The sequence below is a fragment of the Mesorhizobium australafricanum genome (genome assembly GCF_033977265.1).
Classification (GTDB): Bacteria; Pseudomonadota; Alphaproteobacteria; order Rhizobiales; family Rhizobiaceae; genus Mesorhizobium; species Mesorhizobium australafricanum.
Genome location: NZ_JAVIIT010000002.1, coordinates 297,750 through 320,581, shown reverse-complemented (window position 1 = coordinate 320,581; position 22,832 = coordinate 297,750). Strand labels below are relative to the sequence as shown.

The 22,832-nt window shown below is 64.8% G+C and carries 26 protein-coding genes; 15 read left to right on the top strand and 11 right to left on the bottom strand.

Going from position 1 to position 22,832, the window contains the following annotated elements:
* Window positions 1-27 precede the first annotated feature (27 nt).
* Window positions 28-1,026 (bottom strand): polysaccharide deacetylase family protein, encoded by a 999-nt coding sequence (locus RFM98_RS05020; protein WP_320307796.1) that lies wholly within the window; start codon window positions 1,024-1,026, stop codon window positions 28-30.
* A 201-nt stretch (window positions 1,027-1,227) separates the two neighbouring features.
* Here RFM98_RS05020 and RFM98_RS05015 point away from each other — a divergent pair, with 201 nt between their 5' ends.
* Together RFM98_RS05015 and der are read left to right on the top strand one after the other, a co-directional pair.
* Window positions 1,228-1,893 carry a tetratricopeptide repeat protein gene (locus RFM98_RS05015; protein WP_320307795.1) on the top strand — a complete coding sequence of 222 codons (666 nt, stop codon included), beginning with the start codon at window positions 1,228-1,230 and terminating at the stop codon, window positions 1,891-1,893.
* A gap of 6 nt (window positions 1,894-1,899) precedes the next feature.
* Window positions 1,900-3,327, top strand: a complete 1,428-nt coding sequence (gene der / locus RFM98_RS05010) for a ribosome biogenesis GTPase Der (RefSeq protein ID WP_320307794.1) — start codon at window positions 1,900-1,902, stop codon at window positions 3,325-3,327.
* Between the two features lie 258 nt (window positions 3,328-3,585).
* Here der and RFM98_RS05005 read toward each other — a convergent pair whose 3' ends face one another.
* On the bottom strand, window positions 3,586-4,506 hold the full coding sequence (locus RFM98_RS05005; protein WP_320307793.1) for a LysR substrate-binding domain-containing protein: 921 nt from the start codon (window positions 4,504-4,506) through the stop codon (window positions 3,586-3,588).
* 115 nt (window positions 4,507-4,621) lie between these two features.
* Here RFM98_RS05005 and RFM98_RS05000 point away from each other — a divergent pair, with 115 nt between their 5' ends.
* The 7 genes from RFM98_RS05000 to RFM98_RS04970 all read left to right on the top strand — a co-directional run bounded on the left by RFM98_RS05000 (window position 4,622) and on the right by RFM98_RS04970 (window position 10,208).
* Window positions 4,622-5,896, top strand: a complete 1,275-nt coding sequence (locus RFM98_RS05000) for an MFS transporter (RefSeq protein WP_320307792.1) — start codon at window positions 4,622-4,624, stop codon at window positions 5,894-5,896.
* A gap of 150 nt (window positions 5,897-6,046) precedes the next feature.
* Window positions 6,047-7,228, top strand: a complete 1,182-nt coding sequence (locus RFM98_RS04995) for a cell wall hydrolase (protein ID WP_320307791.1) — start codon at window positions 6,047-6,049, stop codon at window positions 7,226-7,228.
* Window positions 7,229-7,540: 312 nt separating this feature from the next.
* Window positions 7,541-7,933: an AtpZ/AtpI family protein gene (locus RFM98_RS04990; protein WP_320307790.1), complete on the top strand. Its 393-nt coding sequence runs from the start codon at window positions 7,541-7,543 to the stop codon at window positions 7,931-7,933.
* 63 nt (window positions 7,934-7,996) lie between these two features.
* Complete coding sequence (locus RFM98_RS04985; RefSeq protein WP_320307789.1) at window positions 7,997-8,758, top strand: F0F1 ATP synthase subunit A; 762 nt, start codon at window positions 7,997-7,999, stop codon at window positions 8,756-8,758.
* A 79-nt stretch (window positions 8,759-8,837) separates the two neighbouring features.
* Entirely contained in the window at window positions 8,838-9,062 is a 225-nt protein-coding gene (locus RFM98_RS04980) for a F0F1 ATP synthase subunit C (protein WP_027164582.1), read from the top strand.
* 61 nt (window positions 9,063-9,123) lie between these two features.
* A complete protein-coding gene (locus RFM98_RS04975) occupies window positions 9,124-9,705 on the top strand; it encodes a F0F1 ATP synthase subunit B (RefSeq protein WP_320307788.1) in 582 nt (193 codons plus the stop codon).
* A gap of 11 nt (window positions 9,706-9,716) precedes the next feature.
* Window positions 9,717-10,208 (top strand): F0F1 ATP synthase subunit B, encoded by a 492-nt coding sequence (locus RFM98_RS04970; protein WP_320307787.1) that lies wholly within the window; start codon window positions 9,717-9,719, stop codon window positions 10,206-10,208.
* A 503-nt stretch (window positions 10,209-10,711) separates the two neighbouring features.
* Here RFM98_RS04970 and rnhB read toward each other — a convergent pair.
* Both rnhB and RFM98_RS04960 read right to left on the bottom strand, forming a co-directional pair.
* Entirely contained in the window at window positions 10,712-11,407 is a 696-nt protein-coding gene (gene rnhB / locus RFM98_RS04965) for a ribonuclease HII (protein WP_320307786.1), read from the bottom strand.
* 193 nt (window positions 11,408-11,600) lie between these two features.
* Window positions 11,601-12,755, bottom strand: coding sequence for a PA0069 family radical SAM protein (locus tag RFM98_RS04960; RefSeq protein ID WP_320307785.1), 1,155 nt, complete (start codon window positions 12,753-12,755; stop codon window positions 11,601-11,603).
* Window positions 12,756-12,905: 150 nt separating this feature from the next.
* On the opposite strand from RFM98_RS04960, the gene RFM98_RS04955 reads away from it, so the two are divergent.
* Complete coding sequence (locus tag RFM98_RS04955; RefSeq protein WP_320307784.1) at window positions 12,906-13,409, top strand: glycosyltransferase; 504 nt, start codon at window positions 12,906-12,908, stop codon at window positions 13,407-13,409.
* Window positions 13,410-13,461: 52 nt separating this feature from the next.
* Here the strand turns inward: RFM98_RS04955 and RFM98_RS04950 are convergent, their stop codons facing one another.
* The 7 genes from RFM98_RS04950 to RFM98_RS04920 form a co-directional block, all read right to left on the bottom strand.
* A complete protein-coding gene (locus tag RFM98_RS04950; RefSeq protein WP_320307783.1) occupies window positions 13,462-13,602 on the bottom strand; it encodes a hypothetical protein in 141 nt (46 codons plus the stop codon).
* Between the two features lie 42 nt (window positions 13,603-13,644).
* On the bottom strand, window positions 13,645-14,202 hold the full coding sequence (moaB, locus tag RFM98_RS04945) for a molybdenum cofactor biosynthesis protein B (RefSeq protein WP_320307782.1): 558 nt from the start codon (window positions 14,200-14,202) through the stop codon (window positions 13,645-13,647).
* Window positions 14,189-15,085 (bottom strand): 4-(cytidine 5'-diphospho)-2-C-methyl-D-erythritol kinase, encoded by an 897-nt coding sequence (locus tag RFM98_RS04940; protein WP_430682264.1) that lies wholly within the window; start codon window positions 15,083-15,085, stop codon window positions 14,189-14,191. The genes moaB and RFM98_RS04940 overlap by 14 nt, the downstream gene beginning before the upstream one ends.
* A gap of 22 nt (window positions 15,086-15,107) precedes the next feature.
* On the bottom strand, window positions 15,108-15,293 hold the full coding sequence (locus tag RFM98_RS04935; RefSeq protein WP_027164591.1) for a membrane protein: 186 nt from the start codon (window positions 15,291-15,293) through the stop codon (window positions 15,108-15,110).
* An 84-nt stretch (window positions 15,294-15,377) separates the two neighbouring features.
* Window positions 15,378-16,235, bottom strand: a complete 858-nt coding sequence (locus tag RFM98_RS04930) for a S49 family peptidase (RefSeq protein ID WP_320307781.1) — start codon at window positions 16,233-16,235, stop codon at window positions 15,378-15,380.
* 140 nt (window positions 16,236-16,375) lie between these two features.
* Window positions 16,376-17,173: a tRNA1(Val) (adenine(37)-N6)-methyltransferase gene (locus RFM98_RS04925; protein WP_320307780.1), complete on the bottom strand. Its 798-nt coding sequence runs from the start codon at window positions 17,171-17,173 to the stop codon at window positions 16,376-16,378.
* A complete protein-coding gene (locus RFM98_RS04920) occupies window positions 17,173-17,397 on the bottom strand; it encodes a putative signal transducing protein (RefSeq protein ID WP_027164594.1) in 225 nt (74 codons plus the stop codon). Before RFM98_RS04920 ends, RFM98_RS04925 begins: the two co-directional genes overlap by 1 nt.
* Before the next feature lie 267 nt (window positions 17,398-17,664).
* Here RFM98_RS04920 and RFM98_RS04915 point away from each other — a divergent pair, with 267 nt between their 5' ends.
* The 5 genes from RFM98_RS04915 to RFM98_RS04895 all read left to right on the top strand — a co-directional run bounded on the left by RFM98_RS04915 (window position 17,665) and on the right by RFM98_RS04895 (window position 22,629).
* Window positions 17,665-18,678 (top strand): polyprenyl synthetase family protein, encoded by a 1,014-nt coding sequence (locus RFM98_RS04915; protein ID WP_320308137.1) that lies wholly within the window; start codon window positions 17,665-17,667, stop codon window positions 18,676-18,678.
* A gap of 107 nt (window positions 18,679-18,785) precedes the next feature.
* A complete protein-coding gene (locus tag RFM98_RS04910) occupies window positions 18,786-19,451 on the top strand; it encodes a GntR family transcriptional regulator (protein ID WP_320211940.1) in 666 nt (221 codons plus the stop codon).
* A 133-nt stretch (window positions 19,452-19,584) separates the two neighbouring features.
* Window positions 19,585-20,175: a biotin transporter BioY gene (locus RFM98_RS04905; protein WP_320307779.1), complete on the top strand. Its 591-nt coding sequence runs from the start codon at window positions 19,585-19,587 to the stop codon at window positions 20,173-20,175.
* 3 nt (window positions 20,176-20,178) lie between these two features.
* Window positions 20,179-20,619, top strand: a complete 441-nt coding sequence (locus RFM98_RS04900) for a DUF1284 domain-containing protein (RefSeq protein ID WP_320307778.1) — start codon at window positions 20,179-20,181, stop codon at window positions 20,617-20,619.
* Window positions 20,620-20,853: 234 nt separating this feature from the next.
* Window positions 20,854-22,629: a tetratricopeptide repeat protein gene (locus RFM98_RS04895; RefSeq protein ID WP_320307777.1), complete on the top strand. Its 1,776-nt coding sequence runs from the start codon at window positions 20,854-20,856 to the stop codon at window positions 22,627-22,629.
* The last annotated feature ends 203 nt before the right edge of the window (window positions 22,630-22,832 follow it).

Here is a 22,832-nt window from a genome sequence, read left to right as displayed (position 1 = left end):
TATCGTCAGCGGAGGTCGGCGGGCGGCTCAGCCGCCCACCGCTGCCTGCGCCTGGCCGCCACGTTGCCGCGCGACATAGTCGCGAAAACTGATGCACTCGACGTCGGCTTTCACGCAAACCTCCCCGGCGAAGCGCTCCAGCGCGTTCCAATAGGCGCCGTTGTTCATCAGCGTGAAATGGAAGCCGAGCTCCAGCGGCAGGCGTTTGCCGTTGTACTCGGCATCGAAGGCTGCGCGGAACGCCTGATAGGCGCGCCCGGTGAATTCGTCCGCCATGGCCGGTTTTTCGGTGGCGCCTGAATGGCGGACATAGAGATTGTAATCCATGGCGACCACCGGCTTCGCCCTCGGTCCTTCGGGGATGAGCGGCAGGGCGAAGTGGGTTATGCCGTTCCTGGTCGGCGGCAGCTCAGGGCCATTCGAAACGCCGCTCGCGTCATATTGGAAGCCGGCCTGGGGCAGCGCCTCGTAAAGTGCGGCGTCGGTCGAAAGATAGGGCGCCCGAAACCCGACCACCGCATGATGCGCGAAATCATGCCAGCCGGCCGGTTCCGGGATGCCGTTGATCGCATAGGCGTTTTCGAAAATGCGCCGGACGGAGGCGAATTCGGCCAGCCAGTCGGCCTTGCTCCATTCCTTGCCGTCGAAATGGCCGCAGGCATGGCTGCCGATGTCGTGGCCTTCGGCTGCAGCCAGCCTGACCTGTTGCAGTCGCTCGGCGACGTCCTGTTTCGAAGCGCCGAAGCCGACATTGGACTTGCCGGGGCCGGCATATTGCTGTCGCGTTTCCGGCGAGAGCAGGAAGACGCAGGACAGGAAATAGGTGAAATGCGCGCCCGTGCGCTTTGCCAGCGCCCGGCTGCGTTGCCACTGTGAGATCTCGCGGGCGGCGTCGAACGAGATCAGCACGACCTGCTTGGGTTTGGCCGGCGAAACGGTTGGCGGTTTCGGCGGATCGGCAAAGGCCGCATTGGCGCAGGCAAGCGAGGCGAGACTGAATGCAAGGACGCGGTACGAACGAAGCATTGGCAACCTTCTGGCAGGACCCTTTCCGGCCGATTGGAAGCCGGCTATCGCGCAAATGTGGCGTCGATGCGTTCCGGCAAGCCCTGTGGGACCTCTGCCGTTCTCCGCCGATTTTCCTGCCAGCCCCCTTCCATGCCGACAAATTTTCGCTAAAACGCGGGCTCAAGAAGCGCCCCACCGGGGCCGCAATGGTTTTGATTGATGTCGGACGACAGTTTTATCCGCGAAGTCAACGAAGAGATCCGGCGCGAGCAGGCGCAGAAGCTGTGGGACCGTTTTGGTCCGGCCGTGCTTGGTCTGGCGATCCTGATCGTGCTGGGAACGGCCGCCGTCGTTGGCTACCGCTACTGGGACGAGACCCGCGCCAACCGCTCGGGCGATGCGTTCTCGGCGGCCCTCAAGCTCGCCAATGACGGCAAGAACGATGAGGCGATCGCCGCGCTCGACCAGCTGGAAAAGGACGGCTACGGCGCTTACCCGCTGCTCGCCCGCATGCGCGCCGCGACCGTCAAGGCCGACAAGGGGGACGTCGAGGGCGCGGTCAAGGATTTCGACGAGGTCGCCGCCGACAACGCCATTCCGGCCGGCATTCGCGACATGGCGAGGCTCAGGGCAGCGCTGCTGCTCGTCGACCACGGCTCCTTCGCCGACGTCTCCAGCCGCATCGAGGCGCTTACCGCCGACACCAATCCGCTGCGCCACTCGGCGCGCGAGGCGCTCGGCCTTGCCGCCTGGAAGGACGGCAAGTCGGCCGACGCTCTCAAACTGTTCGACCAGATCTCTTCGGATGACGGTGCCCCGCGCAATGTGCGCCAGCGGGCGCAATTGATGTCCGAACTGATCCGTGGGTCGGGCAACGCGTCGTGATCTTGGATGGGCTTCAAAGTCGCCATCATCGGTCGGCCTAACGTCGGCAAATCGACACTTTTCAATCGGCTGGTCGGAAAGAAGCTGGCGCTTGTCGACGACACGCCGGGCGTCACGCGCGACCGCCGTGTCCATGCCGCCAAGCTTTACGACCTCTATTTCGATGTCATCGACACGGCAGGCTTCGAGGACGCGGCGGCCTCGACGCTGCCCGGCCGCATGCGCCAGCAGACCGAGATCGCCATCCGCGAAGCCGACCTCATCTTCTTCACAGTCGATGCCAAATCGGGCCTGATGCCGGACGACCGCACCTTCGCCGAAATCGTGCGCAAGTCGGGCAAGCCGGTGGTGCTGGTTGCCAACAAGGCCGAGGCGCGGGGCGCTCAAGGCGGCATGCTCGAAGCCTGGGAGCTCGGTCTCGGCGAGCCGATCCCGGTCTCGGCCGAGCATGGCCAGGGCATGCCCGACCTGCGCGACGCGGTGATCGAAGCGCTTGGCGAGGAACGCGCTTTCGGCGAGGACGAGGAAGAAAGCGACGAGATCGCCGCCAGCGAGGTGCTGATCGGCGAGGACATCGCCGACCCGGACGCTGAAGCACCCTATGACGACACCAAGCCGCTGCGCATCGCCGTCGTCGGCCGTCCGAACGCCGGCAAGTCGACGCTGATCAATGCGCTGATCGGCGAGGAGCGGCTGCTGACCGGTCCGGAAGCCGGCATCACCCGCGATTCCATTTCGGTCGACTGGGACTGGCGCGGCCGCCGGATAAAGCTGTTCGACACCGCCGGCATGCGGCGCAAGTCCAGGATCCACGAAAAGTTGGAGGTGATGTCGGTGCAGGACGGCCTGCGCGCCATCCGCTTCGCCGAGATCGTCATCATCGTGCTCGACGCCACCATTCCCTTCGAGAAGCAGGACCTGCAGATCGCCGACCTCATCATCCGCGAGGGCAGGGCGCCGGTGATCGCCTTCAACAAATGGGACCTGATCGACAACCCGCAGGAGCTGCTGGCCGAGCTGCGCGAAAAGACCGGGCGGCTGTTGCCGCAGGTGCGCGGCATCCAGGCGGTGACGGTATCGGCTGAGACCGGGCGCGGCCTCGAAAAGCTGATGGACAGCGTCATCAAGACGCACAAGGTCTGGAACAGCCGCGTCTCGACCGGCAAGCTCAACCGCTGGCTGGAAGGCATCCTGGCGCATCATCCGCCGCCCGCCGTCGCCGGCCGCCGGCTGAAGATCAAATATGTCACCCAGGCCAAGACCCGCCCGCCGGGCTTCGTCGTCTCCTGCTCGCGGCCGGACGCCATGCCGCAATCCTATGTCCGCTATCTGACCAACAGCCTGCGCGAGGCCTTCGACATGCCGGGCGTGCCGATCCGCATGGCGCTGCGCACCTCGGACAATCCCTTTGCGGGCAGGGCTAAGAAGCGCTGAGATTTATCCTCCGTCGCGAGGTGAAATCCTCGCAACGCTGGTGGGACAGCACCCCCCTCTGCCCTGCCGAGCATCTCCCCCGCAAGGGGGAGATCAGCAGCTCTGCTGACGGCGCTCGTCCTACAACGTCGGCGATTGGCGAAAGCGGTCGCGACATCCAATCTCCCCCCTTGCGGGGGAGATGTCCGGCAGGACAGAGGGGGGTGTGACGGAACGCGACGGCCGGTAACCAATCCGCGGCGCTGCTTGTCCGAAAAGCTAGGCAACCTTCGGCAGCTTCTCTTTCACCTCAGCCCCCGCCGGCAGCGTATCCAGCGCTGCTTGCAGCAATATCTCCGCCAGCCGCGCCGCCACCGGGTCGAGCTCGGCGTCCTTCTGGTGCAGATGCAACGCCATCATCGGCAGGGCGGGAAGTCCCAGCACCCCCGGCGCGATTGCCCTGACATTGGCGGGCAGGCCGATATCGGTGCGGATCGTCAGGCCGAGTCCCGCCGCCACCGCCGCCCAGATGCCGCCGAGGCTGGGGCTGGAGAAGGCCATGCGCCAGGCAAGGCCTGCGCGGTCGAGCGTTTCGGTCGCCACGGTTCTGAGCAGGCACGGCGCCTCGAACATCACCAGCGGCAGCGCCTCGCCGTCGCGGAAGCCTGCCTCTATCGGCTTTGCCGGACCGATCCAGCGCGCCTGCACGTCGGCGACATGGCGGCTATAGGGGAGCGTCATGCCATCGTGCCAGGCAAGCGCGATGTCGAGGCCGCCTGAAACGACACGCTCGGCAAGCTCATGGCTGCGCCCGATCCGCGCCTCGATCCGGACCTTGGGATGGGCGCGGGCGAAGCGGCCGAGCACGTCGGGCAGCACGGCCTCGCCGAAATCCTCCTGCAGGCCGAGCCGCACCCAGCCCTCCAGCTCGACGTCGCGGATGGCGGAGGCCGCCTCGTCGTTGAGCTCGACCAGCCGCCGCGCATAGCCGAGCATGGTCTCGCCGGCTTCGGTCAGCGCGAGGCCACGTCCAGCCTTGCGAAAAATGGGCGTCGCCGCCTGTTCCTCCAGCTTCTTCAATTGCGCGCTGACGGCGGAAGTCGAGCGGCCGAGCCGCTCAGCCGCCTTGGCGAAACTGCCCAACTCCATGCCGGCGACGAAAGTTCTGAGGACATCGAGGTCGAATGTGACGCGGCGCATGAGATCGTCCTGATTTTCAGGATTGTTTGTCAAAAACTTCCTGATTTTATGAACGAAACTATGGCGCTACATCCCTCCCGTCAAGGCCGTTAGCCGGCCGCCAGGGAATGGAACCATGTCCGCCATCGTCACACGAAACGACTGCCAGCCGCCCGCGGGAGACATTGCCGGCGCCGCTGCTCGCCGCGCCTTCGGACCAAACCATCGCTGGAAGGTGCTGGGCATCGGCGTCGCGGCCAATGCCGGCTTCTCCGCCACCTTCTCCGGCATTCCGGCGACCGCGGTGGCGATGCGCCAGGGTTATCATCTCGGCAATGCCGAGCTCGGCCTCGCGCTCGGGCTACTCGGTCTCGGCGTGGCGTTGAGCGAATTGCCCTGGGGGATGCTCACCGACCGCTGGGGCGACCGCCGCGTGCTCCTGACCGGTCTCGGCGCGACGGCGGCATGGCTGTTCATCATGGCAATGCTCGTGGTGCCGACGAAGCTCTCCATTCCCGGCGTCACGCTGCTCTCGGCAAGCCTGCTCATCGCCGGCCTGCTCGGCGGCAGCGTCAACGGCTCCAGCGGCCGCGCCATCATGGGCTGGTTCGGCGAGGGCGAGCGTGGCTTTGCCATGAGCATCAGGCAGACGGCGGTGCCGCTCGGCGGTGGGCTGGGCGCGCTCGTCCTGCCTTCGCTGGCGCTCGCCGTGGGTTTCACCGCGGTCTTCGGCCTGCTGGCGGCCGTCTCCGCCCTCTCGGCCTATTTTGCCTGGCGCTGGCTGCACGAACCACCGGTCGAAAGCGTCGGTCGCGCCGCCGCGGCAAGCGGCCCGGCGCCGTTGCGCAACGCCCAGGTATGGCGCATCTCGACCGCGATCGGCCTGCTCTGCTTTCCCCAGGTCGCGGTGCTGACCTTCGCGTCGGTCTTCCTGCATGACTTCGCCGGCATGGGCACCTGGGTGACCAGCGCCAGCCTGGCCGCCGTGCAGACCGGCGCCATGGTGATGCGCGTCTGGAGCGGCCGCTTCACCGACCGTAACGGCAACCGCCGTCCATTCCTAAGGTTCTGCAGCGCGTTGAGCGCGCTGGCCTTCCTGGCGCTTTGGCTGTTGGTGATCGCCACCGCCGCAATCCCGGCGCTGGTGCCGCTGCTTCCGTTGATGGTCGTCGTCGCCGGCATATCCGTCTCCGCCTGGCACGGTGTCGCCTATACCGAGCTTGCCACGCTTGCCGGCGCCGGCCATGTCGGCACGGCGCTCAGCCTTGCCAACAGCTTCGTCTTCATCGGCTTCTGCCTGGTGCCGATCGCCATTCCGTGGCTGCTGCTCGTCTTTGCATGGCAGGGCGTGTGGTTGGCGGCCGCCATCTGCGCGGCGATCGCTTGGCCGATCTTCCTGCGCCCGGCCTGAGCCGCCAGCCTGATTTTCCGCCGGCTTGCCATTGCAACGGCGAGTTGGCTTTCCTCAAACATGAAAAGAACACGATCGATGTCGTTAACCCCGCATCAAGGTTAATGCTTCATTTTGGCTCTTCGGGTCAGTAGCGTTCTGGAGAGTTCCGTGCATCGACGCGTTTCATTGCGGCTTGCCGCCGCCGCCGTTGCGAAAAAACGTTCCTTCCTTCCTCCTTTGGTGCTTGGCCTCGGCATTTGGATCGGCTTTCCGTCGGTCGTCGCCTATCAGGATATGACCAGCCTGATCTCCGGCCTGGAGTCGCCCAACGCGCGCTGGAACGCCTATATCGAGAAATCCGCCGCAGGCTCGGTGCATGCCGCCGAAATGCCGTTCGTCGATTCCACCACCACCGGCTCGATCTCCGGTTCCGGCGTGAATTTGCCGGGCGTGGGCACCGTCGCCTTCCGCGGCAAGGGCAGCGCCGTGGGCGCGACGCCCGATGAGGATCGTGTCATGCGCGCCGACAAGAAGGGGCGCCTCGTCCAGGTCTCGCCGGTCGCGCCGCCGAAGAATTTCAGCGCCGGCTCCATTTTCGAGCGCACGTCCTCGCTGCTTCGTCCGAGCATGGACAGCAGCCTGAAGCTCACCTTCGCCAAGCCCGGCATAAAGGGCAAGGAAGTCCAGATCGCCCAGGCCTTCCATCTGCGCGAGGACAAGCAGCCTGATCCGGCCCTGCCGGCGGCACTTGTCGCCCTCGTCAACAACGACAAGCCGGATATTCTTGCCACGGCCTATGCCCAGTCAGCGCCCGACTACGCCAAGGCCTCGCCCTTCGAGGCGCTGCTGCAGGACGATTCGAACGATGGCCGCTTCATCCCGCCGATGGGCAAGGGCGACCATGCCTGGCTGCAGAACCCGCTGCCGGCGAGCGTCTTCTCCAAGCCCGAACAGGCCTGCCTTGCCAAGGGCATCTATTTCGAGGCGCGCAGCGAACCTGTCCGTGGCCAGGCGGCGGTCGCCCAGGTGATCTTGAACCGCGTCCGCAATCCTACCTATCCGAAGACGATCTGCGGCGTCGTCTATCAGAACGACAACTGGTTCAACCGTTGCCAGTTCTCCTTCGCCTGCGACGGCAGGAAGAAGACCGTCACCGACCAGGCTTCCTACAAGACCGCGCAGGAGGTTGCCATGGCGGTGACCGCCGGCAAGATCTTTATTCCCGAAGTCGGCTCATCGACGCATTACTACGCCAACTACGTCCATCCCGGCTGGGCGCGCGCCATGCACAAGATGACCAGGATCGGCCTGCATATCTTCTATCGCACCTATGGCGGCGGCTGGAGCTGACCCGTTTAGCCGGCTCAAGTTGAGCCGCTTAGGCGGTTCGAGCCGAACCGCTTAACTGACCGCTCGGGCAGTGCTCTTTACGGCTGGCCGCTCACGCCGATCGAGGCGAGTTGTTGCGCGGATTCGCGCCGAGTCCTCACGCGGGCGTGAAGGGCACGATGTCGCACCTCGATAAACCATTGATTTAACTAACGAAAATACATCGTTCCGAAGTTCGGTACGTGGCTTGACGGGCGCGGACCCTCTAACTATGTTGCCGGCGACTTTAGAAGCGGACGGACGGCAATCGTCTGCCCGGGCAGGGGGGTTGCGATGGCCGATAAAAACGGGCCAGACGGAACCGGAGAAACCGGCCGCGGCAGGCAGCCAGAAGCCACCATCCGCGACGACGAGCTTGAGCGCCGCCGGCGCGATCTTGAAGCATCGCTTGCGACAAGACGCACCGATCGGCTCGAGGGGAAAGACGAAGCAAAAGCTGCGACCGGTTACGGTCAGGCGCTGAAACTGTCCAGCGAGTTCATCGCCGGAGTGGTGGTCGGTGTCGGCTTGGGCTGGATCATCGACCGCCTGGCGGGAATCGCGCCCTGGGGTCTGATCGTCGGCCTGCTGCTGGGCTTTGGCGCCGGTATACTCAATGTCCTGCGCTCGGCGGGACTGGCATCGGAATTCGGCCAGGGCGGCAAGCCGCGCGAACCGAAACAATGAATGAGGCGCCGCAAGGTGCTAAGCAACTTAAGAAGCCGGTTGTGGCTTTGACGGGGATTTAAAGTGGCTGCTGCTGACAAGGTCGATCCGATCCACCAGTTCCAGATCCATCCGATCATCCCGCTGCATATCGGCGGCTACGACGTCTCTTTCACCAATTCCGCTTTGTTCATGGTCGTGACGATCGTCGTCGCTTCGGCATTCCTCTACATGAGCACCGCCAGCCGCGCGCTGATTCCGGGCCGCCTGCAGTCTGTGTCCGAAATGGCCTATGAGTTCGTCGGCAACATGCTGCGCGATGCCGCCGGCAAGCAGGGCATGCAGTTCTTCCCGCTGGTGTTCTCGCTGTTCATGTTCGTGCTGGTCGCCAACCTGATCGGCCTGTTCCCCTATTTCTTCACCGTCACCAGTCACATCATCGTCACCTTCACGCTGGCGATCCTGGTCATCGGCACCGTTGTTGTCTACGGCTTCGCCAAGCACGGCTTCGGCTTCCTCAAGCTGTTCGTGCCGCATGGCGTGCCGGGCTATCTCCTGCCGCTGGTGGTGGCGATCGAAATTATTTCCTTCGTCTCGCGCCCCGTCAGCCTCTCGGTTCGTCTTTTCGCCAACATGCTGGCCGGCCACATCACGCTGAAAGTGTTCTCGGGCTTCGTCGTCAGCCTCAGCGCGTTTGGCGCCGTCGGCATCGCCGGCTCCGTGCTGCCGCTTGCCATGGCGGTTGCGCTCTCGGCGCTCGAACTGCTGGTCGCTTTCCTGCAGGCCTACGTGTTCGCGGTGCTGACCTGCATGTATCTGAACGACGCGCTGCACCCGAGCCACTGATCGATTTTCACCGGCGCCCCGGCGCCAGCATACCCAACGTACCAACTGCAACGAACAAGCAAACCACAGGAGTTTTGAAATGGACGCAACTGCAGCAGCTGCTATCGGCGCTGGTATCGCCTGCATCGGCATGGGCGGCGCGGGCATCGGCCTCGGCAACATCTTCGGCAGCTACCTCTCGGGTGCGCTCCGCAACCCGTCGGCTGCTGATGGCCAGTTCGGCCGCCTGATCTTCGGCTTCGCCGTGACCGAAGCTCTGGGCATCTTCTCGCTCCTGATCGCCCTGCTCCTGGTCTTCAAGTAAGAGCCGGAGCTGACGAAAGGGGCCGCATGGTGCGGCCTCGATCTAGGGACAGGGGAATGAGATGTTCGTGACATCTGCCTATGCGCAAGAAGCAGCGCCGGCCGCGGCCGAGGGCGATACGCATGCGGGCACTGCGGTGCCTGCCGCGGAGCATGAAGCGTTCCCGCCGTTCGATGCCAAGACCTTCCCGTCGCAGATCCTGTGGCTGGTCATCACCTTCGGTCTGTTCTACCTCTTCCTGAAACGGGTTGTGATGCCGCGTCTTGGCGGCATCATCGATGTCCGCAACGACCGCATCACTCAGGATCTCGACCATGCCGCAAGGCTGAAGGGCGAGGCGGACGCCGCCGTTGCGGCCTATGAGCAGGAACTGGCGGAAGCCAAGGCCAACGCCAACAAGATCGGCCAGCAGGCGAATGACGCCGCCAAGGCGCAAGCCGAGGGCACGCGCAAGAAGCTCGAGGCCGAGCTTGAGAAGAAGCTTGGCGAGGCCGAGGCGAGCATCGCCTCGATCAAGGCCAAGGCGATGAAGGAAGTCGGCACGATTGCCGAGGACACCACGTCGGCCATTGTCGAGGCGCTTGTCGGCGGCAAGACCGACAAGTCCGAGATCGCGGCCGCGGTCAAATCCGCGAGCCGGTGAGGAGCGGGATCATGGACGCCACATCACTCGCCACGCTTTGGGCCGCTATCGCCCTGTTCATCTTCCTCGGCGCCATCATCTATCTGAAGGTGCCGGGCATGCTCGCCAAGTCGCTCGACGCCCGCGCGGCCAAGATCAGCGGCGAGCTCGAGGAAGCCCGCAAGCTTCGTGAAGAGGCCCAGCAACTGCTCGGCCAATACCAGCAGAAGCGCAAGGAAGCCGAGAAGGAGGCCGCCGACATCGTCGCCGCCGCCAAGCGCGAGGCCGAATTGCTTGCCTCCGAGGCTGCCAAGAAGACCGAGGACTATGTCGCCCGCCGCACCGCGTTGGCCGAGCAGAAGATCGGCCAGGCCGAGCGCGAGGCCGTCAGCGAAGTGCGCGCCAGCGCCGTCGACATCGCCGTCGAGGCTGCCCGCGCGCTGCTCGCCGCCAAGGTCGACGTCAAGGCCGGCGCCGATTTGTTCAAGTCGGCGCTGGACGACGTAAAAGCCAAGCTGAACTGAGCTGGCTTCGAAGCTTCGAAATCAAAGCCGCCTGGGCAACCTGGCGGCTTTTTTGTTGTCGGAGAGGCGGGCGACGACGCTGCCAAACTTCCCATTAGGGAGCCGTTCGCGCAGCGGACGGGAAGGCTTTCCGAGCGACAAAAGCCCGGCAGGGCAGAGGAGGGCGCGAAGGAATGCTATGTTTCCGTCGTCATTCTAGGGCGGAGCAAGGAGCGAAGCGACGCGCGCAGACCCTAGAATCCATGCCGTGACGTTAAGGCGTTGCGGCGGTTATAGAATTCTGCACCGTTGCGCTCTCAGCCAGAGGTCACGGCATGGATCCTCGGGTCAAGCCCGAGGATGACGAAGCGCGGGGTTCGGCCCATCTACCACGCCCGGATAGGCTGGCGGGACAGCGCCCCCTCTGTCCTGCCCGTCCTCCGCAGCAGCTGCGCTGCAGCTGCGGAGGGTGGACCGGACATCTCCCCACAAGGGGGAGATTAGCCGTCACGGGCGCCGCCGCCTCACTCCAGTCCGGCGAAGCTCTCTTCCTCAATCGGCTCCGCCCCACCCAACCGGAACGGCGCAAACGAGGCCCGATGCAGCCTTGCCACCGGCCCATGCGCCTCGATCGCGGTGCGATGGCGGACCGTGGCGTAGCCCATATGCACCTCGAAGCCGTAATGCTCGTGATGTCCGCCGCAGCCGCACATCATGCGGTCGCGCATCACCTTGGCGACGATCGAGGCGGCGGCGATCGATTGCGAGCGCTGGTCGCCCTTGATCAGCGCCCGGCCTTCGCAGGCGAGACCAGGCGGGATATCGCGGCCGTCGGCCAGAGCCAGTTTCGGCTGCAGCGAAAGGCCGGCGGCGGCGCGGCGCATCGCTTCCAGGCTGGCTTTCAGGATGTTGCTGTTGTCGATGCCCTCGGCGCTGATCGAGGCCATCGACACGCTGAGCGCCGAGCCCAGGATCTTCAGGAACAGCGCCTCGCGTTGCAGATGGGTGAGGCGCTTGGAATCGTCGAGGCCTTCGGGAATGTTGGCGGGGTTGAGCACCACCGCGGCGGCCACTACCGGCCCGGCGAGCGGACCGCGGCCTGCCTCGTCCATGCCGGCGACCGGCCACAACCCGTCGGCCATTGCCTTCGTCTCGATCGAGAAGTCGGGCTTCTCGACCATTTCAAAGAGAAGCGGAGAATCGGAACGCGCGCGAGCCATGGTGCGGCGAGGTTCGCATCGGCTCCGATTCTCCGCAAGTCCTTCCGGGTCGGATGGGGCGTCGGACCGGGAAGGCTCCGTCTCACGGCCGGGGGACAAGGGCCGGACGGGATTCTTGAAAAGACTGCAATTCCAGACGGAAATCACTTTGCCTGGAATTGCTTAGCGCCGGCCGTCATGGCCGGCACAGGCGTCAAAGCAGCGTCAACTGCTCGCCGGCACCGGAGCCTGCGACGAATTGGTCGGTGCGAAGCTGCCGCCGCTCGACGTTGAGGCCGAGCCGCTTGGCGGCGATCTCGAAGCGCCGGCCGATCTGCCAGGCATAGGGACCGGCGCCCTTCATGCGCTTGCCCCATTCGGAATCGTAGTCCTTGCCGTCGCGCATCGAGCGGATCAGCGACATCACATGCCGGTAGCGATCCGGATAGTGACGCAAGAGCCAGTCCTTGAAGATCGGCGCCACTTCGAGCGGCAGGCGCAGGATGACGTAGCCGGCCTCCCGCGCGCCGGCGGCGCGCGCCGAATCGAGGATGCGTTCCATCTCCGGATCGGTCAGGCCGGGGATGATCGGCGCCACCATCACCGATGCCGGAATGCCGGCATCCGAAAGCAGCCTTATCGCCTCCAGCCGCTTCGTCGGTGTCGATGCGCGCGGCTCCATGGTGCGGGCCAGCATGCGGTCGAGCGTCGTTACCGACAGCGCCACCTTGGCAAGACCGCGCTCGGCCATGCGCGACAGGATGTCGATGTCGCGCGTCACCAGCGCCGACTTGGTGACGATGCCGACCGGATGGCCGCGCGCCTCCAGCACCTCCAGGATCTCGCGCATGATCCGGTATTGCTTCTCGATCGGCTGGTAGGGATCGGTGTTGGTGCCGATGGCGATCGTGCGCGGCTGATAGCCTGGCTTCGATAATTCCCTGTCCAGCATGCGCGCCGCATCCGGCTTGGCGAAAAGCTTCGATTCGAAATCGAGCCCCGGCGACAGGCCCATGAATGAATGCGTCGGCCTGGCGAAGCAATAGACGCAGCCATGCTCGCAGCCGCGATAGGGATTGATCGAACGGTCGAAGGAAATGTCCGGCGATTCGTTGCGGGTGATGATGGTGCGCGGCTTTTCGACCTGCACTTCGGTCTTGAATGGCGGCAGCTCCTCCAGCGAGTTCCAGCCGTCATCGAAGACATGCCGGCTGACCGGCTCGAAGCGGCCGGACGGATTGATGCCGGCCGAGCGGCCGCGATTGCGGTCGGGCCGCACGCGCATGCCGCTTTGTTCGATCATCGCGTTTGCCATCTCGGCTCTGCCTGCTCCGAAGGCAGCAATGTCGGCGCGGACGATCTGTTCCATTTTCGCCCTCTCCCAGGGACTGTCGGCAGGCTGTCGAATCGCTCTGTTCATGAAACTATTCCTATTTTGTTGACGAGAACAAAGCAAGAACTTTTTCGGCTGCCACGCGCAACTGGCGCAACGCGCGGCTTTCCGCTATTCGGCTAAACGATGCTCAGCGTTCTCATCGAAACCCGCAACGACGAAGAAGGCCTTGCCCGTACGCTCGCCTCGCTGGTCGGCGGCGCGGTCGAGGGTGTCGTGCGCGACGTCATCGTGTGTGATGCCGGCTCGACCGACCAGACGCATCGGGTGGCCGAACATGCCGGCTGCCACTATGTGACGGGCGGGATCGGCGCCGGTATCGGCGAGGCCAAAGGCGATTGGCTGCTGCTTCTGGAACCCGGCGCCAGGCTCACTGAAGGTTGGATCGACGAGGTCGTTGCCCACACGGCAAGGCAGACAACGCCGGCGCGCTTTTCACGCGCCCGGGCCAATCGCGCGCCTTTGCTTGCCCGCGTCTTTTCAGGCAACCGTGCGCTCGCCGAGGGTCTTGTCATCAGCAAGCGCCAGGCCTTGGCGCTTGCGAAAAGCGCGCGCAGCGCCGAGGCCTTGGCGCGCGGCCTCGCGACCAGAAGGTTGAACGCCGAAATCTGGGTGGCGCCGCCGAAATGATGCACAGGCTGGCCGGTGGATCGATTGTGATCCGTTGAACGGGAAGGCCGGCTCACATCCCCCGGAGGCGGATATTGCCGCAATGGCAGCCGCCGCTGTGAACGGTCATGGCGGATTTTCCCTTGTGTTCTGCCGCAAGGTACTTTGCCGGCACCAGCTTCGGAAATGGCGCCTCGAAGGCTGAAAGCGACATTCCGCCTGCGAACCGGGTGCCGATCGGGTGCCTTGCCCGCGGTTACGACCCAGGCTTGCCGCCGCGCCGTAAATGTTCATCGAGCCGCGGCATGATCTCGACGAAGTTGCAGGGCATGTGCCGGTAGTCGAGCTGCGCCTTGATGATGCCGTCCCAGGCGTCCTTGCAGGCGCCGGGCGACCCCGGCAGCACGAAGACGAAGGTGGCGTTGACGACGCCGCCTGTTGCCCGGCTCTGGATCGTCGAGGTGCCGATCTTGGCATAGGAGATGCGGTGGAAGACTTCCGAAAACCCGTCCATGCGCTTTTCGAAGATCGGCTCCAGCGCCTCCGGCGTCACGTCGCGGCCGGTGAAGCCGGTGCCGCCGGTGGTGATCACGACGTCGATGTTGCCGTCCTTCGACCAGCCAAGCACCTTGTCGCGGATCTTGTCGCGGTCGTCAGTCACGATATCCCGATCGGCGAGCGTATGGCCGGCTTGCGTGATGCGGTCGGCCAGCGTCTGGCCGGATTTGTCGTCGGCGAGGCCGCGCGTATCGGACACGGTCAGCACCGCGATGCGCACCGGAATGAAGGGCCGGCTCTCGTCAAGCTTCGCCATCGCTCACCTCCATGCTGCGCGTCGCGGCGACGAACCAGTCCGGGTGGCGGGCTCGGATCTCGATCGCCGCGCGCTTGGCGACATTGCCGGTCTCGAACAGGCCGAAACATGTGGCGCCGGAGCCGGACATACGCATGAACGCGGCATCGGCACGCTTGAGCGCCTTGAGCGCTTCGCCGATCGCAGGTTCAATCGAGCGGGCGGCAACCTCGAGATCGTTGCGCGTCGTCTCCAGCCAGTTGCGGATGGCGTGGAAATCGAGGCGCTTCGGCAGCGGCGGCAGTGCCTCGTTGTCACGCCGGGACAGCGCCTTGAACACGTCCGGCGTCGAGACGGCGACACCAGGATTGACCAGCACCAGGCCGAGCGCCGGAAACGCGGCCAGCGGCGACACGTCATCGCCAATGCCGCGCGCCACCAGCGGCTTGCCCTTGAGGCACATCGGCAGATCGGCGCCGAGCGAAAGTCCGATCCGGGCCAGCGAATTGTCGTCGATATCGAGCTTCCAGAGCCGCGCCAGGCCGTTGAGCGCGGCCGCCGCGTCGCTCGATCCGCCGCCCACGCCCGAGGCGATCGGCAGGTTCTTCTCCAGCCTCAAGGCGACGGGCGGCGTATGCTGTGCCCCGGCTTCCCGGCGCAAGGCATCGCGTGCCTTGACCACCAGATTGCCGTCGTCGAGCGGCAGGCCGGCGGCATAGCGGCCGGACACCGAGAATTCATCATGCTCCGCCGGCTCGATCTCGAGCCGGTCGCCGAAGCGGGTGAAGACGGCAAGGCTGTCGATGAGATGGTAGCCGTCGTCGCGTCGTCCGGTGACATGCAGCGCCAGATTGATCTTGGCAGGCGCAAGCCACGTCCGGACTTCTATGCCGGGCTCGAGAATGTCGGCTGCTGGCGAGATGGCTTCAGTCCTTGGCGAGACGATATTCGCCGGTCTTGGGATCCTTGACCAGCGTGCCCATCGTGCCGTTCGCCGCCTGTTTCTCGGTGCGCCGGATCTTGGCCGTCACACGTTCGGCCTCGCGCACGAAAGCGCGGTAGCCAAAGTAAGCGGCGGCGCCGACAACGGCGAAGAAAATGATCTGCGGCATCTTGAAACTCCTTCCGCGCTTCTCGCGGCAAGGCCGGCCGAATGGGTCGGTCAAGCACTCATGCTAGCCGCATTCATGGCTTTTTCAAAGCCCGAAGCGCGCCCACAGCGCGCGCTCTTCCGCCGCATCAAGGACGCCGCTGGCCGCGGCCGCGGCAATATCGGGCGCCGAAACACGTGAGCCGAACAGGCCGAAACGGCCGAACAGACCGCGCGGCGCGGTGATCAGCTTGAGCTGCGTCTTGTCGCCGAAACGGGTCCTGAGCACGCTGCGCATATCGCCCAGCGCATCGACAAGGCCGAGTTCGAGGCCTCTCTTGGCGGTCCAGAACAGGCCGGTGAACAGGTCCGGGTCATCCTTCAGCTTGCTGCCGCGCCGCTCCTTGACGAGGTCGATGAAGGTCTCGTGCACTTCGAGCTGCAGCGCCTTCAGCCGCTCGACATCTTCCTTCTTCTCGGGCTTGAACGGGTCGAGCACGGCTTTGTTCTGCCCGGCGGTGTGGACGCGCCGCTCGACGCCGATCTTCTTCATCAGCTCGGGAAAGCCGAACGAGGCGGACACCACGCCGATCGAGCCGACGATCGATGACGGGTCGGCAAAAATCTCGTCGCCGGCGACCGCGATCATGTAGCCGCCCGAGGCCGCCACGTCCTCGACGAAGACCAGCACCTTCTTGTTCTTTTCAACCGCCAGGTCGCGGATGCGCTTGAAGATCAGCCGCGACTGCACCGGCGAGCCGCCGGGCGAGTTGATCGAGATGGCGACCGCCGGCGCATCGAAGCCGAACGCCTTTTCGATGAGGCCGGCCGTCGAGGCGAGCGACAGGCTCGGCCGGAACTGGCCGCCGCCGGCCATGATGGCGCCTTGCAGCCGGATGACCGGAATGGTGACGACTGTCGAGCGCCAAGATTTCGGCAGCAGGCGGTTGAAGAGGCGTTTCACGAACCATTGTCTCCGGACAAAATGCAAAGGAGCAAGACGAGGTCAGTTAAGTTGGTAATGTCTCTCGGGCGCGACGTCATCTGCTTTGGGCATGTAAGGAACTCGCCAGCCAACGGCAATGCCGCATCGCCAGCCCCGGATCAATCGCCGAACAGCGATGCCAGGCCGTTATTGATCATTTCCGTCCGCTCCGCCGGCGCGTTGCCGGATGGCCCGTGCAAGGTGAGCGGCGGGCGGATCGATAGTTTTCCGCGCGCGCCAAGCACCGCCCTGACGACGATGCGGATAGCCGCTGCGTCCGGACGCGGATGCACGCAAAGCAATTCGGCATCGCCGAAGCGCCCCTCGAGCGCATCGAGAATGGCGACGAGCTGCTCGGGCCGCGCGATGATGGCCAGCCCGCCGCGCGGCTTGGCGACGGCGGCGGCGCTCCTGATCCAGCGCTCGAACAGCCCATCCTCCGTGACATGCGCCTGCCTGCGCAGCGCGTTCGGCGTCGAGCGGTCTTGCGCCGCGTTGAAAGGCGGGTTCATGATGACGAAGTCGAATTGGTTGTCGGCAATCCCGGCTTGGCCACGCGCCCGGCCGGTAAGTGTAACGTCCGCCGTCAGTACCGAAGCGCGGTCGCCGAGATGCGCATTGCCGGGATGCGAAAGCGTGGCGGCGGCGAACCCGGCCATTTCGGGGGAGCGCTCGACCAGCACGGCCTGTGCCGCCGGACAACGCGACAGCACGGCAAGGGCGGCCGCGCCGGCGCCCGCGCCGAAATCGGCGAGCCGGCCGGAAAAGCCCGACGGCACGGCGGCCGCCAGCATCATGGCGTCCATGCCGGCGCGATGACCGCCCCGGCTCGGCTGCACCAGCCAGAAGCGTCCGCGATGGAAGGCATCGACCGTGTGCGCCGGCGTATCAGGGACGGGGGCGGTGCTCGCTGCCATTATTTCTTGCGGATCTCGTTCTCGATACCGGCGTCTTTGAGGATGCGTCGTGCCGCATCGACCTTTTCGGCATCGACCATCACGCGCCGGGGCAGGATGCCGAGCGAACCGTCGAGCACGCTCATATTCTGGTCGGCGACGAAACAGGCGATGCCGGCGTCGCGCATCAGCGATTCGACAAAGGAGATGACGACGGCGTCGTTGGTGCGGACAAGCTCGATCATGGAACGAAAATCGCAGGTTGTGGCGTTCCTGTAAACGTCGGGGCGAACCCGCGCGCGAACAGCCGCGCCAATTCGCCTCTTGCCGTGCCCGGTTGTACCGCCCTAGTGTCGGCCCGGGACTAGTGCATGTCGCCCGGAAGTGCGCAGCGGTTCCGGGACAACGACATGCATCAAAACAAAGACTTGAAGCGCGTCGCCTGAATTCGTTTCAGCGCGAGGCGCTTCAAGGGTGCCATCGTGCGCGTCAATGGGACGGGAGTTGTCGTGGTGGGTGTCGTTCTCAACATCGAAGGCAAGCGGGAACCCGCTTCCATCAAGGATCTCATCGATCTGACGGCGGCCGACATGGGGCGCGTCAACGAGCTGATCCTGTCCAAGGCCGGCTCCGACGTCGAGATGATCCCGGAGATCGCCAATCACCTGATCTCCTCGGGCGGCAAGCGGCTCAGGCCCATGCTCACGCTCGCCGCCGCGCAGATGTTCGGCTATGCCGGCGAAGGCCATGTCAAGCTCGCCACTGCGGTCGAGTTCATGCACACCGCGACGCTGCTGCACGACGACGTGGTCGACGAGAGCGCGTTGCGCCGCGGCAAGAAGACGGCGCGCATTATCTGGGGCAACCAGGCAAGCGTGCTGGTCGGCGATTTCCTGCTCGGCCAGGCTTTCCGCATGATGGTCGAGGTCGGTTCGCTGGAAGCGTTGGACATCCTGTCGAGCGCCGCCTCCATCATCGCCGAGGGCGAGGTGATGCAGCTTGCCGCGGCGAAAAACCTCGAAACCACCGAGGACGAGCATTTCGCCGTCATCAAGGCCAAGACCGCGGCGCTGTTCTCGGCCGCCGCCGAAGTCGGGCCGGTCATCGCCCAGGCCTCGCGCACCGATCGCGCGGCGCTTCGCTCCTACGGGATGAATCTCGGCCTTGCCTTCCAGCTCATCGACGACGCGCTGGATTATGGCGGCTCGAGCAAGGATCTCGGCAAGAATGTCGGCGACGATTTCCGCGAGGGCAAGGTCACGCTGCCGGTGATCCTCGCCTACCGGCGCGGCACCAAGGCCGAGCGCACCTTCTGGAAGCGCGCGATCGAGGACAACGTCACCGACGATGCCGGGCTCGAAAAGGCGATCGGCCTGATGGCCCGCCACGGCGCGATTGCCGACACGATCGGCCGCGCGCGCCATTTCGGCGAGATCGCCCGCGATGCGCTGGCGCCGCTGGAGGCGACGCCGCAGAAGTCGGCGCTGATCGACGTCATCGATTTCTGTATCAGCCGCGTCAACTGAGCCTGCCGGCCTTCCCGGCGCGGGTCTGGCATCCGCCGGGCAGTGCGCCTGTGAATCCCGCTTTGGCCGTCTCGACAAACAGCGGCTCGGCAAATTATCTATAAAATATGGCCAGCACCGAAGACACGATCGCCGTCCGCATCAGCAAGGAGCTGGCGGACCGCATCATTTCGGGCGCCATCGAGCCTGGTTCGCGGTTGCGTCAGGACCATGTCGCCGAGGAATTCAACACCAGCCACGTGCCGGTGCGCGAGGCCTTTCGCCGCCTGGAGGCTCAGGGGTTGGCGATCAGCGAGCCGCGCCGCGGGGTGCGCGTCGCCTCCTTCGATCTCGGCGAGGTCAGGGAGGTTGCCGAAATGCGGGCCGCCCTCGAAGTGCTGGCGCTGCGCCATGCCGCGCCGCATCTGACGGCGTCGATCCTCGACCAGGCCGAGGAGGCGACCAAGGCTGGCGACAAATCCCGCGACGTGCGCTCCTGGGAAGAAGCCAACCGCACCTTCCATCGACTGATCCTGACGCCCTGCAACATGCCGCGCCTGCTCTCGACCATCGACGACCTGCACGCGGCAAGCGCGCGCTTCCTGTTCGCGGCCTGGCGCTCCGAGTGGGAAACCCGCACCGACCAGGATCACCGTGCGATCCTCAGCGCGCTCAGGCAAGGCAACACCGAATCGGCCGCCGCCACGCTCGGGCGGCATGTGCAATGGATCGGCCAGAAGCCGGTCAAGACCGCCTCCGGCAGGACCCGCGACGCCTTCGCCATCGTCGGGTGATGCTGGCTCGACCTCCACGCGAAATCCGGTGCCTGTTCCAGGTCAGCGCTTGCCATCTTCGCGAAAATGTGGATTCGATAATAGATCGAATGCAGAAATTATCTATAATTTTCACTCAGCCGGGGAAGACACCGTGACCAACGCAGCCGTTTCGACCTATAAGCCCTCCTTCAGCCCGCTTCGGCTGCACAGCCGTTCGCTCGCCTGGCGGATCGGCGCCGTGATCCTCGGCTCGCTGTTCCTGGCGCTGTCCTCCTATATCGAGGTGCCGATGGTGCCGGTTCCGGTGACCATGCAGACTTTCGCCGTCACGCTGGTCGGCGCTCTCTACGGCTGGCGCTTCGGCGCGCTCACCATTGCCGCCTGGCTGGTTGAAGGCGCGGCAGGGTTTCCGGTGCTGGCGGGCGGGGCGGCCGGCCTGCAGCATTTCGTCGGCCCGACCGGCGGCTATCTCTTCGCCTTCCCGGTCGTCGGCGCCGTCGTCGGCTGGCTGGCCGAGCGCGGCTGGAACGGCAACCGCGTCATGCTTGCCTTCGCCGCCATGCTCATCGGCAACTTGCTCTGCCTAGTTCTGGGCACGGCCTGGCTTGCCGTCATGATCGGCGCCGAGAAGGCCATCACCTTCGGCTTCATGCCCTTCATCGTCGGCGGCCTGCTCAAGTCGGCGCTGGGCGCGGCGACGCTGAAGCTGTTTTCGGGCAACCGGCCGACCGATCCCCGATAACAGATGACCGTCAGGCTGCGCGCCCATCATCTGCTTTGCCTGCTGACCTATGTCGGCAAGGGCTACTCGCCGGCCTTCACCGCCAACTATGACAAGGTGGTGGAGCGCCTGGCTGGGGGCGAGGATATCCTGATCGCTCGCGGTCCGGACGATATCTGCGCCCCGCTGCTGGATGAGTCGGACCCGCACTGCCTGGGCGAGAGCGCTGCCGCGCGCGACGAAGTTGCGGCATGCGATGTCGCCGATCTTCTGGGCCGGCCGCTCCTGGCCGGTGCCCGGCTTGAACTGGATGCCTCAACCGTGGCGCGGATGCGCGAGGCGTTTTCTTCCGGCCTGACGCGCAAAGCCTGTCCAGGCTGTGAGTGGTTTGAACTGTGCGGCTCAGTCGCGGCGGGCGGCTTTCGCGGAACGCGCCTTCGGAGCAATTCCAGGAAAAGTGCCTAGCGATTTTCCGTCTGGAATTGTGCGAAACAACCCGCTCATCCCCGCATCTGTCGAAATTCAGCCGTCCAGCCGCATATTTTCTGTGCTCGCCATCGTTTGTTAAGCGGGATGATTGGATTGTGATTCGCTTGCCGATTGAAGCCTGACCCCAAAAAGGCCATGCTTTGTCGGGAAAAGTTCGAGTCTAAGGGCGGCCTGCCAAGGGCGGGATCGCGTCTGGCTGAAAGGGATACGATGCGGCAAGGACGTGCGCGCTGGCTGACGAGGCTGGCATTTTTGACCGGTGTGGCGCTTTGGGTGCTGCCGGTCCAGGCCAAGGAAGACGCCAAACCGTTGCAGATCACGTCTTTCTCGGGCGCCTATCTCGCGGCCCATATCGCCGAAAGCGACAACGATCTTGGCGACGCGATCGCCTACTATAAGCAGGCACTGGCCTTTGCGCCGGACGACAAGGAGATGCAGCAGAGCCTGATGCTGGCGCTGGTCGCTCAAGGGCGTTTCGAGGAATCGCTGGTCTATGCCGACAAGCTGAAGGAAGTGCCCGATGTCGAGCGCTTCTCGCGCCTGGCGCTAGCGGTCGATTCCTTCCACAAGAAGGACTACACCAAGGCGCAGTATTGGCTGAAGTTCTCGCTCGAATCCGACCTCGACAGGCTGCTCTCCGGCGTCATGGACGGCTGGGCCAAGGACGGCGCCGGCAACGCGTCCGAGGCGATGGATTCCATCGACAAGCTCAAGGGCCCGGATTGGTTCGGCCTGTTCAAATCCTTCCACCGCGCGCTGATCGCCGACGCCGCCGGCCTGAACGACAAGGCCGATGAGATCTATGCCGCCACCATGGCCGACACCGCTGCCGGCGGCTCCGCGCCCGAAACCTGGATGCGCAATGCCCAGGCCTATGCCTCGTTCCTGGCTCGCAAGGGTGACAGGTCGAAGGCGCTGGCGGTGTTGAACCAGGCCGAAGCTTTCGCGCCGGGCAAGCTCGAAATCACCACACTGCGTGACCGCATCGGCAAGGGCGACAAGATCGAGCCGCTCGTCGCCGGCCCGGCCGACGGTGCGTCCGAAATCCTGCTCGACCTTGCCACAGCGCTCAACCGTGGCGGCGGCGAGCCTTTCGTGCGGCTTTACCTGCAATACGCGCTGGCGCTGAAGCCGGACAGCGATGCCGCACTTGTGCAGCTTGCCGCCGTTGCCGAGCAGTTGAAGGATGGCGAAGGCGCCGTCGCGCTCTACCGCCGCATTCCGGCGTCCTCGCCGCTGAAGGAGCTCTCCGACCTGCAGATCGGCCTCAACCTTGCCGATCTCGACAAGCATGACGAGGCGATTTCCCACCTCAACGCCTATCTCGACAAGCATCCGGACGACATGCGCGCCTATCTGGCGCTTGGCGGCGTCTATGGCTCGAAGGAAGATTTCCGCTCGGCCGCCAATCTCTATGACAAGGCCGCGGAGCAGCTGAAGACGCCGACCGCCGCCAACTGGAACATCTTCTACCAGCGCGGCATCGCCTATGAGCGGCTGAAGGAATGGCCAAAGGCAGAACCCAATTTCCGCAAGGCGCTGGAGCTGCAGCCCGATCAGCCGCAGGTCATGAACTATCTCGGCTATTCCTGGGTCGACATGAACATGAACCTCAAGGAAGGCCTGGCGATGATCCAGAAGGCCGTCGATCTGCGGCCGAACGACGGTTACATCGTCGATTCGCTGGGCTGGGCTTACTTCCGCATGGGCCGCTTCGACGACGCCGTGCGCGAGATGGAGCGCGCCGTCTCGCTGAAGCCGGAGGATCCGGTCCTCAACGACCATCTCGGCGATGCCTACTGGCGCGTCGGCCGCAAGCTCGAAGCCACCTATCAGTGGACCCAGGCGCGCGACCTGAAGCCCGATCCGGACGTGCTTGCAACCCTGCAGCAGAAGCTGCTCAAGGGCCTGCCGCCGATCGAATCCAACACCGCGCAGGAAACCCCGAAGATGAAGCCGGAGCCGGCGCCCACGCCGAAAGGCTGAGTCCTGCGGTAACATTCGAGGAAACGGGGCTCCTTGAGCCCCGTTTTCGTTCAGCCTGGCGTCTTAAATTAGCCGAAACGCCTGTTGCGATCGTCATTCTAGGGCGGAGCAAGGAGCGAAGCGACGCGGCGCAGACCATAGAATCCATGCCGTGACCGTAACGCGCCGCAACGGTGCAGAATTCTGCTCCGCGGCGCCGTTCG

Bases quoted from the DNA above. Each gene is read 5' to 3' on its own strand.
- RFM98_RS04970 (WP_320307787.1), top strand. From the start codon at position 9,717: ATGGACGCCACATCACTCGCCACGCTTTGGGCCGCTATCGCCCTGTTC.
- RFM98_RS04950 (WP_320307783.1), bottom strand. From the start codon at position 13,602: ATGTCGCTTTCAGCCTTCGAGGCGCCATTTCCGAAGCTGGTGCCGGCA.
- der (WP_320307794.1), top strand. From the start codon at position 1,900: ATGGGCTTCAAAGTCGCCATCATCGGTCGGCCTAACGTCGGCAAATCG.
- RFM98_RS04895 (WP_320307777.1), top strand. From the start codon at position 20,854: ATGCGGCAAGGACGTGCGCGCTGGCTGACGAGGCTGGCATTTTTGACC.
- RFM98_RS04955 (WP_320307784.1), top strand. From the start codon at position 12,906: ATGCTCAGCGTTCTCATCGAAACCCGCAACGACGAAGAAGGCCTTGCC.
- moaB (WP_320307782.1), bottom strand. From the start codon at position 14,202: ATGGCGAAGCTTGACGAGAGCCGGCCCTTCATTCCGGTGCGCATCGCG.
- rnhB (WP_320307786.1), bottom strand. From the start codon at position 11,407: ATGGCTCGCGCGCGTTCCGATTCTCCGCTTCTCTTTGAAATGGTCGAG.
- RFM98_RS04975 (WP_320307788.1), top strand. From the start codon at position 9,124: ATGTTCGTGACATCTGCCTATGCGCAAGAAGCAGCGCCGGCCGCGGCC.
- RFM98_RS04960 (WP_320307785.1), bottom strand. From the start codon at position 12,755: ATGGAACAGATCGTCCGCGCCGACATTGCTGCCTTCGGAGCAGGCAGA.
- RFM98_RS04900 (WP_320307778.1), top strand. From the start codon at position 20,179: ATGACCGTCAGGCTGCGCGCCCATCATCTGCTTTGCCTGCTGACCTAT.
- RFM98_RS05020 (WP_320307796.1), bottom strand. From the start codon at position 1,026: ATGCTTCGTTCGTACCGCGTCCTTGCATTCAGTCTCGCCTCGCTTGCC.
- RFM98_RS05015 (WP_320307795.1), top strand. From the start codon at position 1,228: ATGTCGGACGACAGTTTTATCCGCGAAGTCAACGAAGAGATCCGGCGC.
- RFM98_RS04910 (WP_320211940.1), top strand. From the start codon at position 18,786: ATGGCCAGCACCGAAGACACGATCGCCGTCCGCATCAGCAAGGAGCTG.
- RFM98_RS04935 (WP_027164591.1), bottom strand. From the start codon at position 15,293: ATGCCGCAGATCATTTTCTTCGCCGTTGTCGGCGCCGCCGCTTACTTT.
- RFM98_RS04990 (WP_320307790.1), top strand. From the start codon at position 7,541: ATGGCCGATAAAAACGGGCCAGACGGAACCGGAGAAACCGGCCGCGGC.
- RFM98_RS05000 (WP_320307792.1), top strand. From the start codon at position 4,622: ATGTCCGCCATCGTCACACGAAACGACTGCCAGCCGCCCGCGGGAGAC.
- RFM98_RS04925 (WP_320307780.1), bottom strand. From the start codon at position 17,173: ATGGCAGCGAGCACCGCCCCCGTCCCTGATACGCCGGCGCACACGGTC.
- RFM98_RS05005 (WP_320307793.1), bottom strand. From the start codon at position 4,506: ATGCGCCGCGTCACATTCGACCTCGATGTCCTCAGAACTTTCGTCGCC.
- RFM98_RS04920 (WP_027164594.1), bottom strand. From the start codon at position 17,397: ATGATCGAGCTTGTCCGCACCAACGACGCCGTCGTCATCTCCTTTGTC.
- RFM98_RS04980 (WP_027164582.1), top strand. From the start codon at position 8,838: ATGGACGCAACTGCAGCAGCTGCTATCGGCGCTGGTATCGCCTGCATC.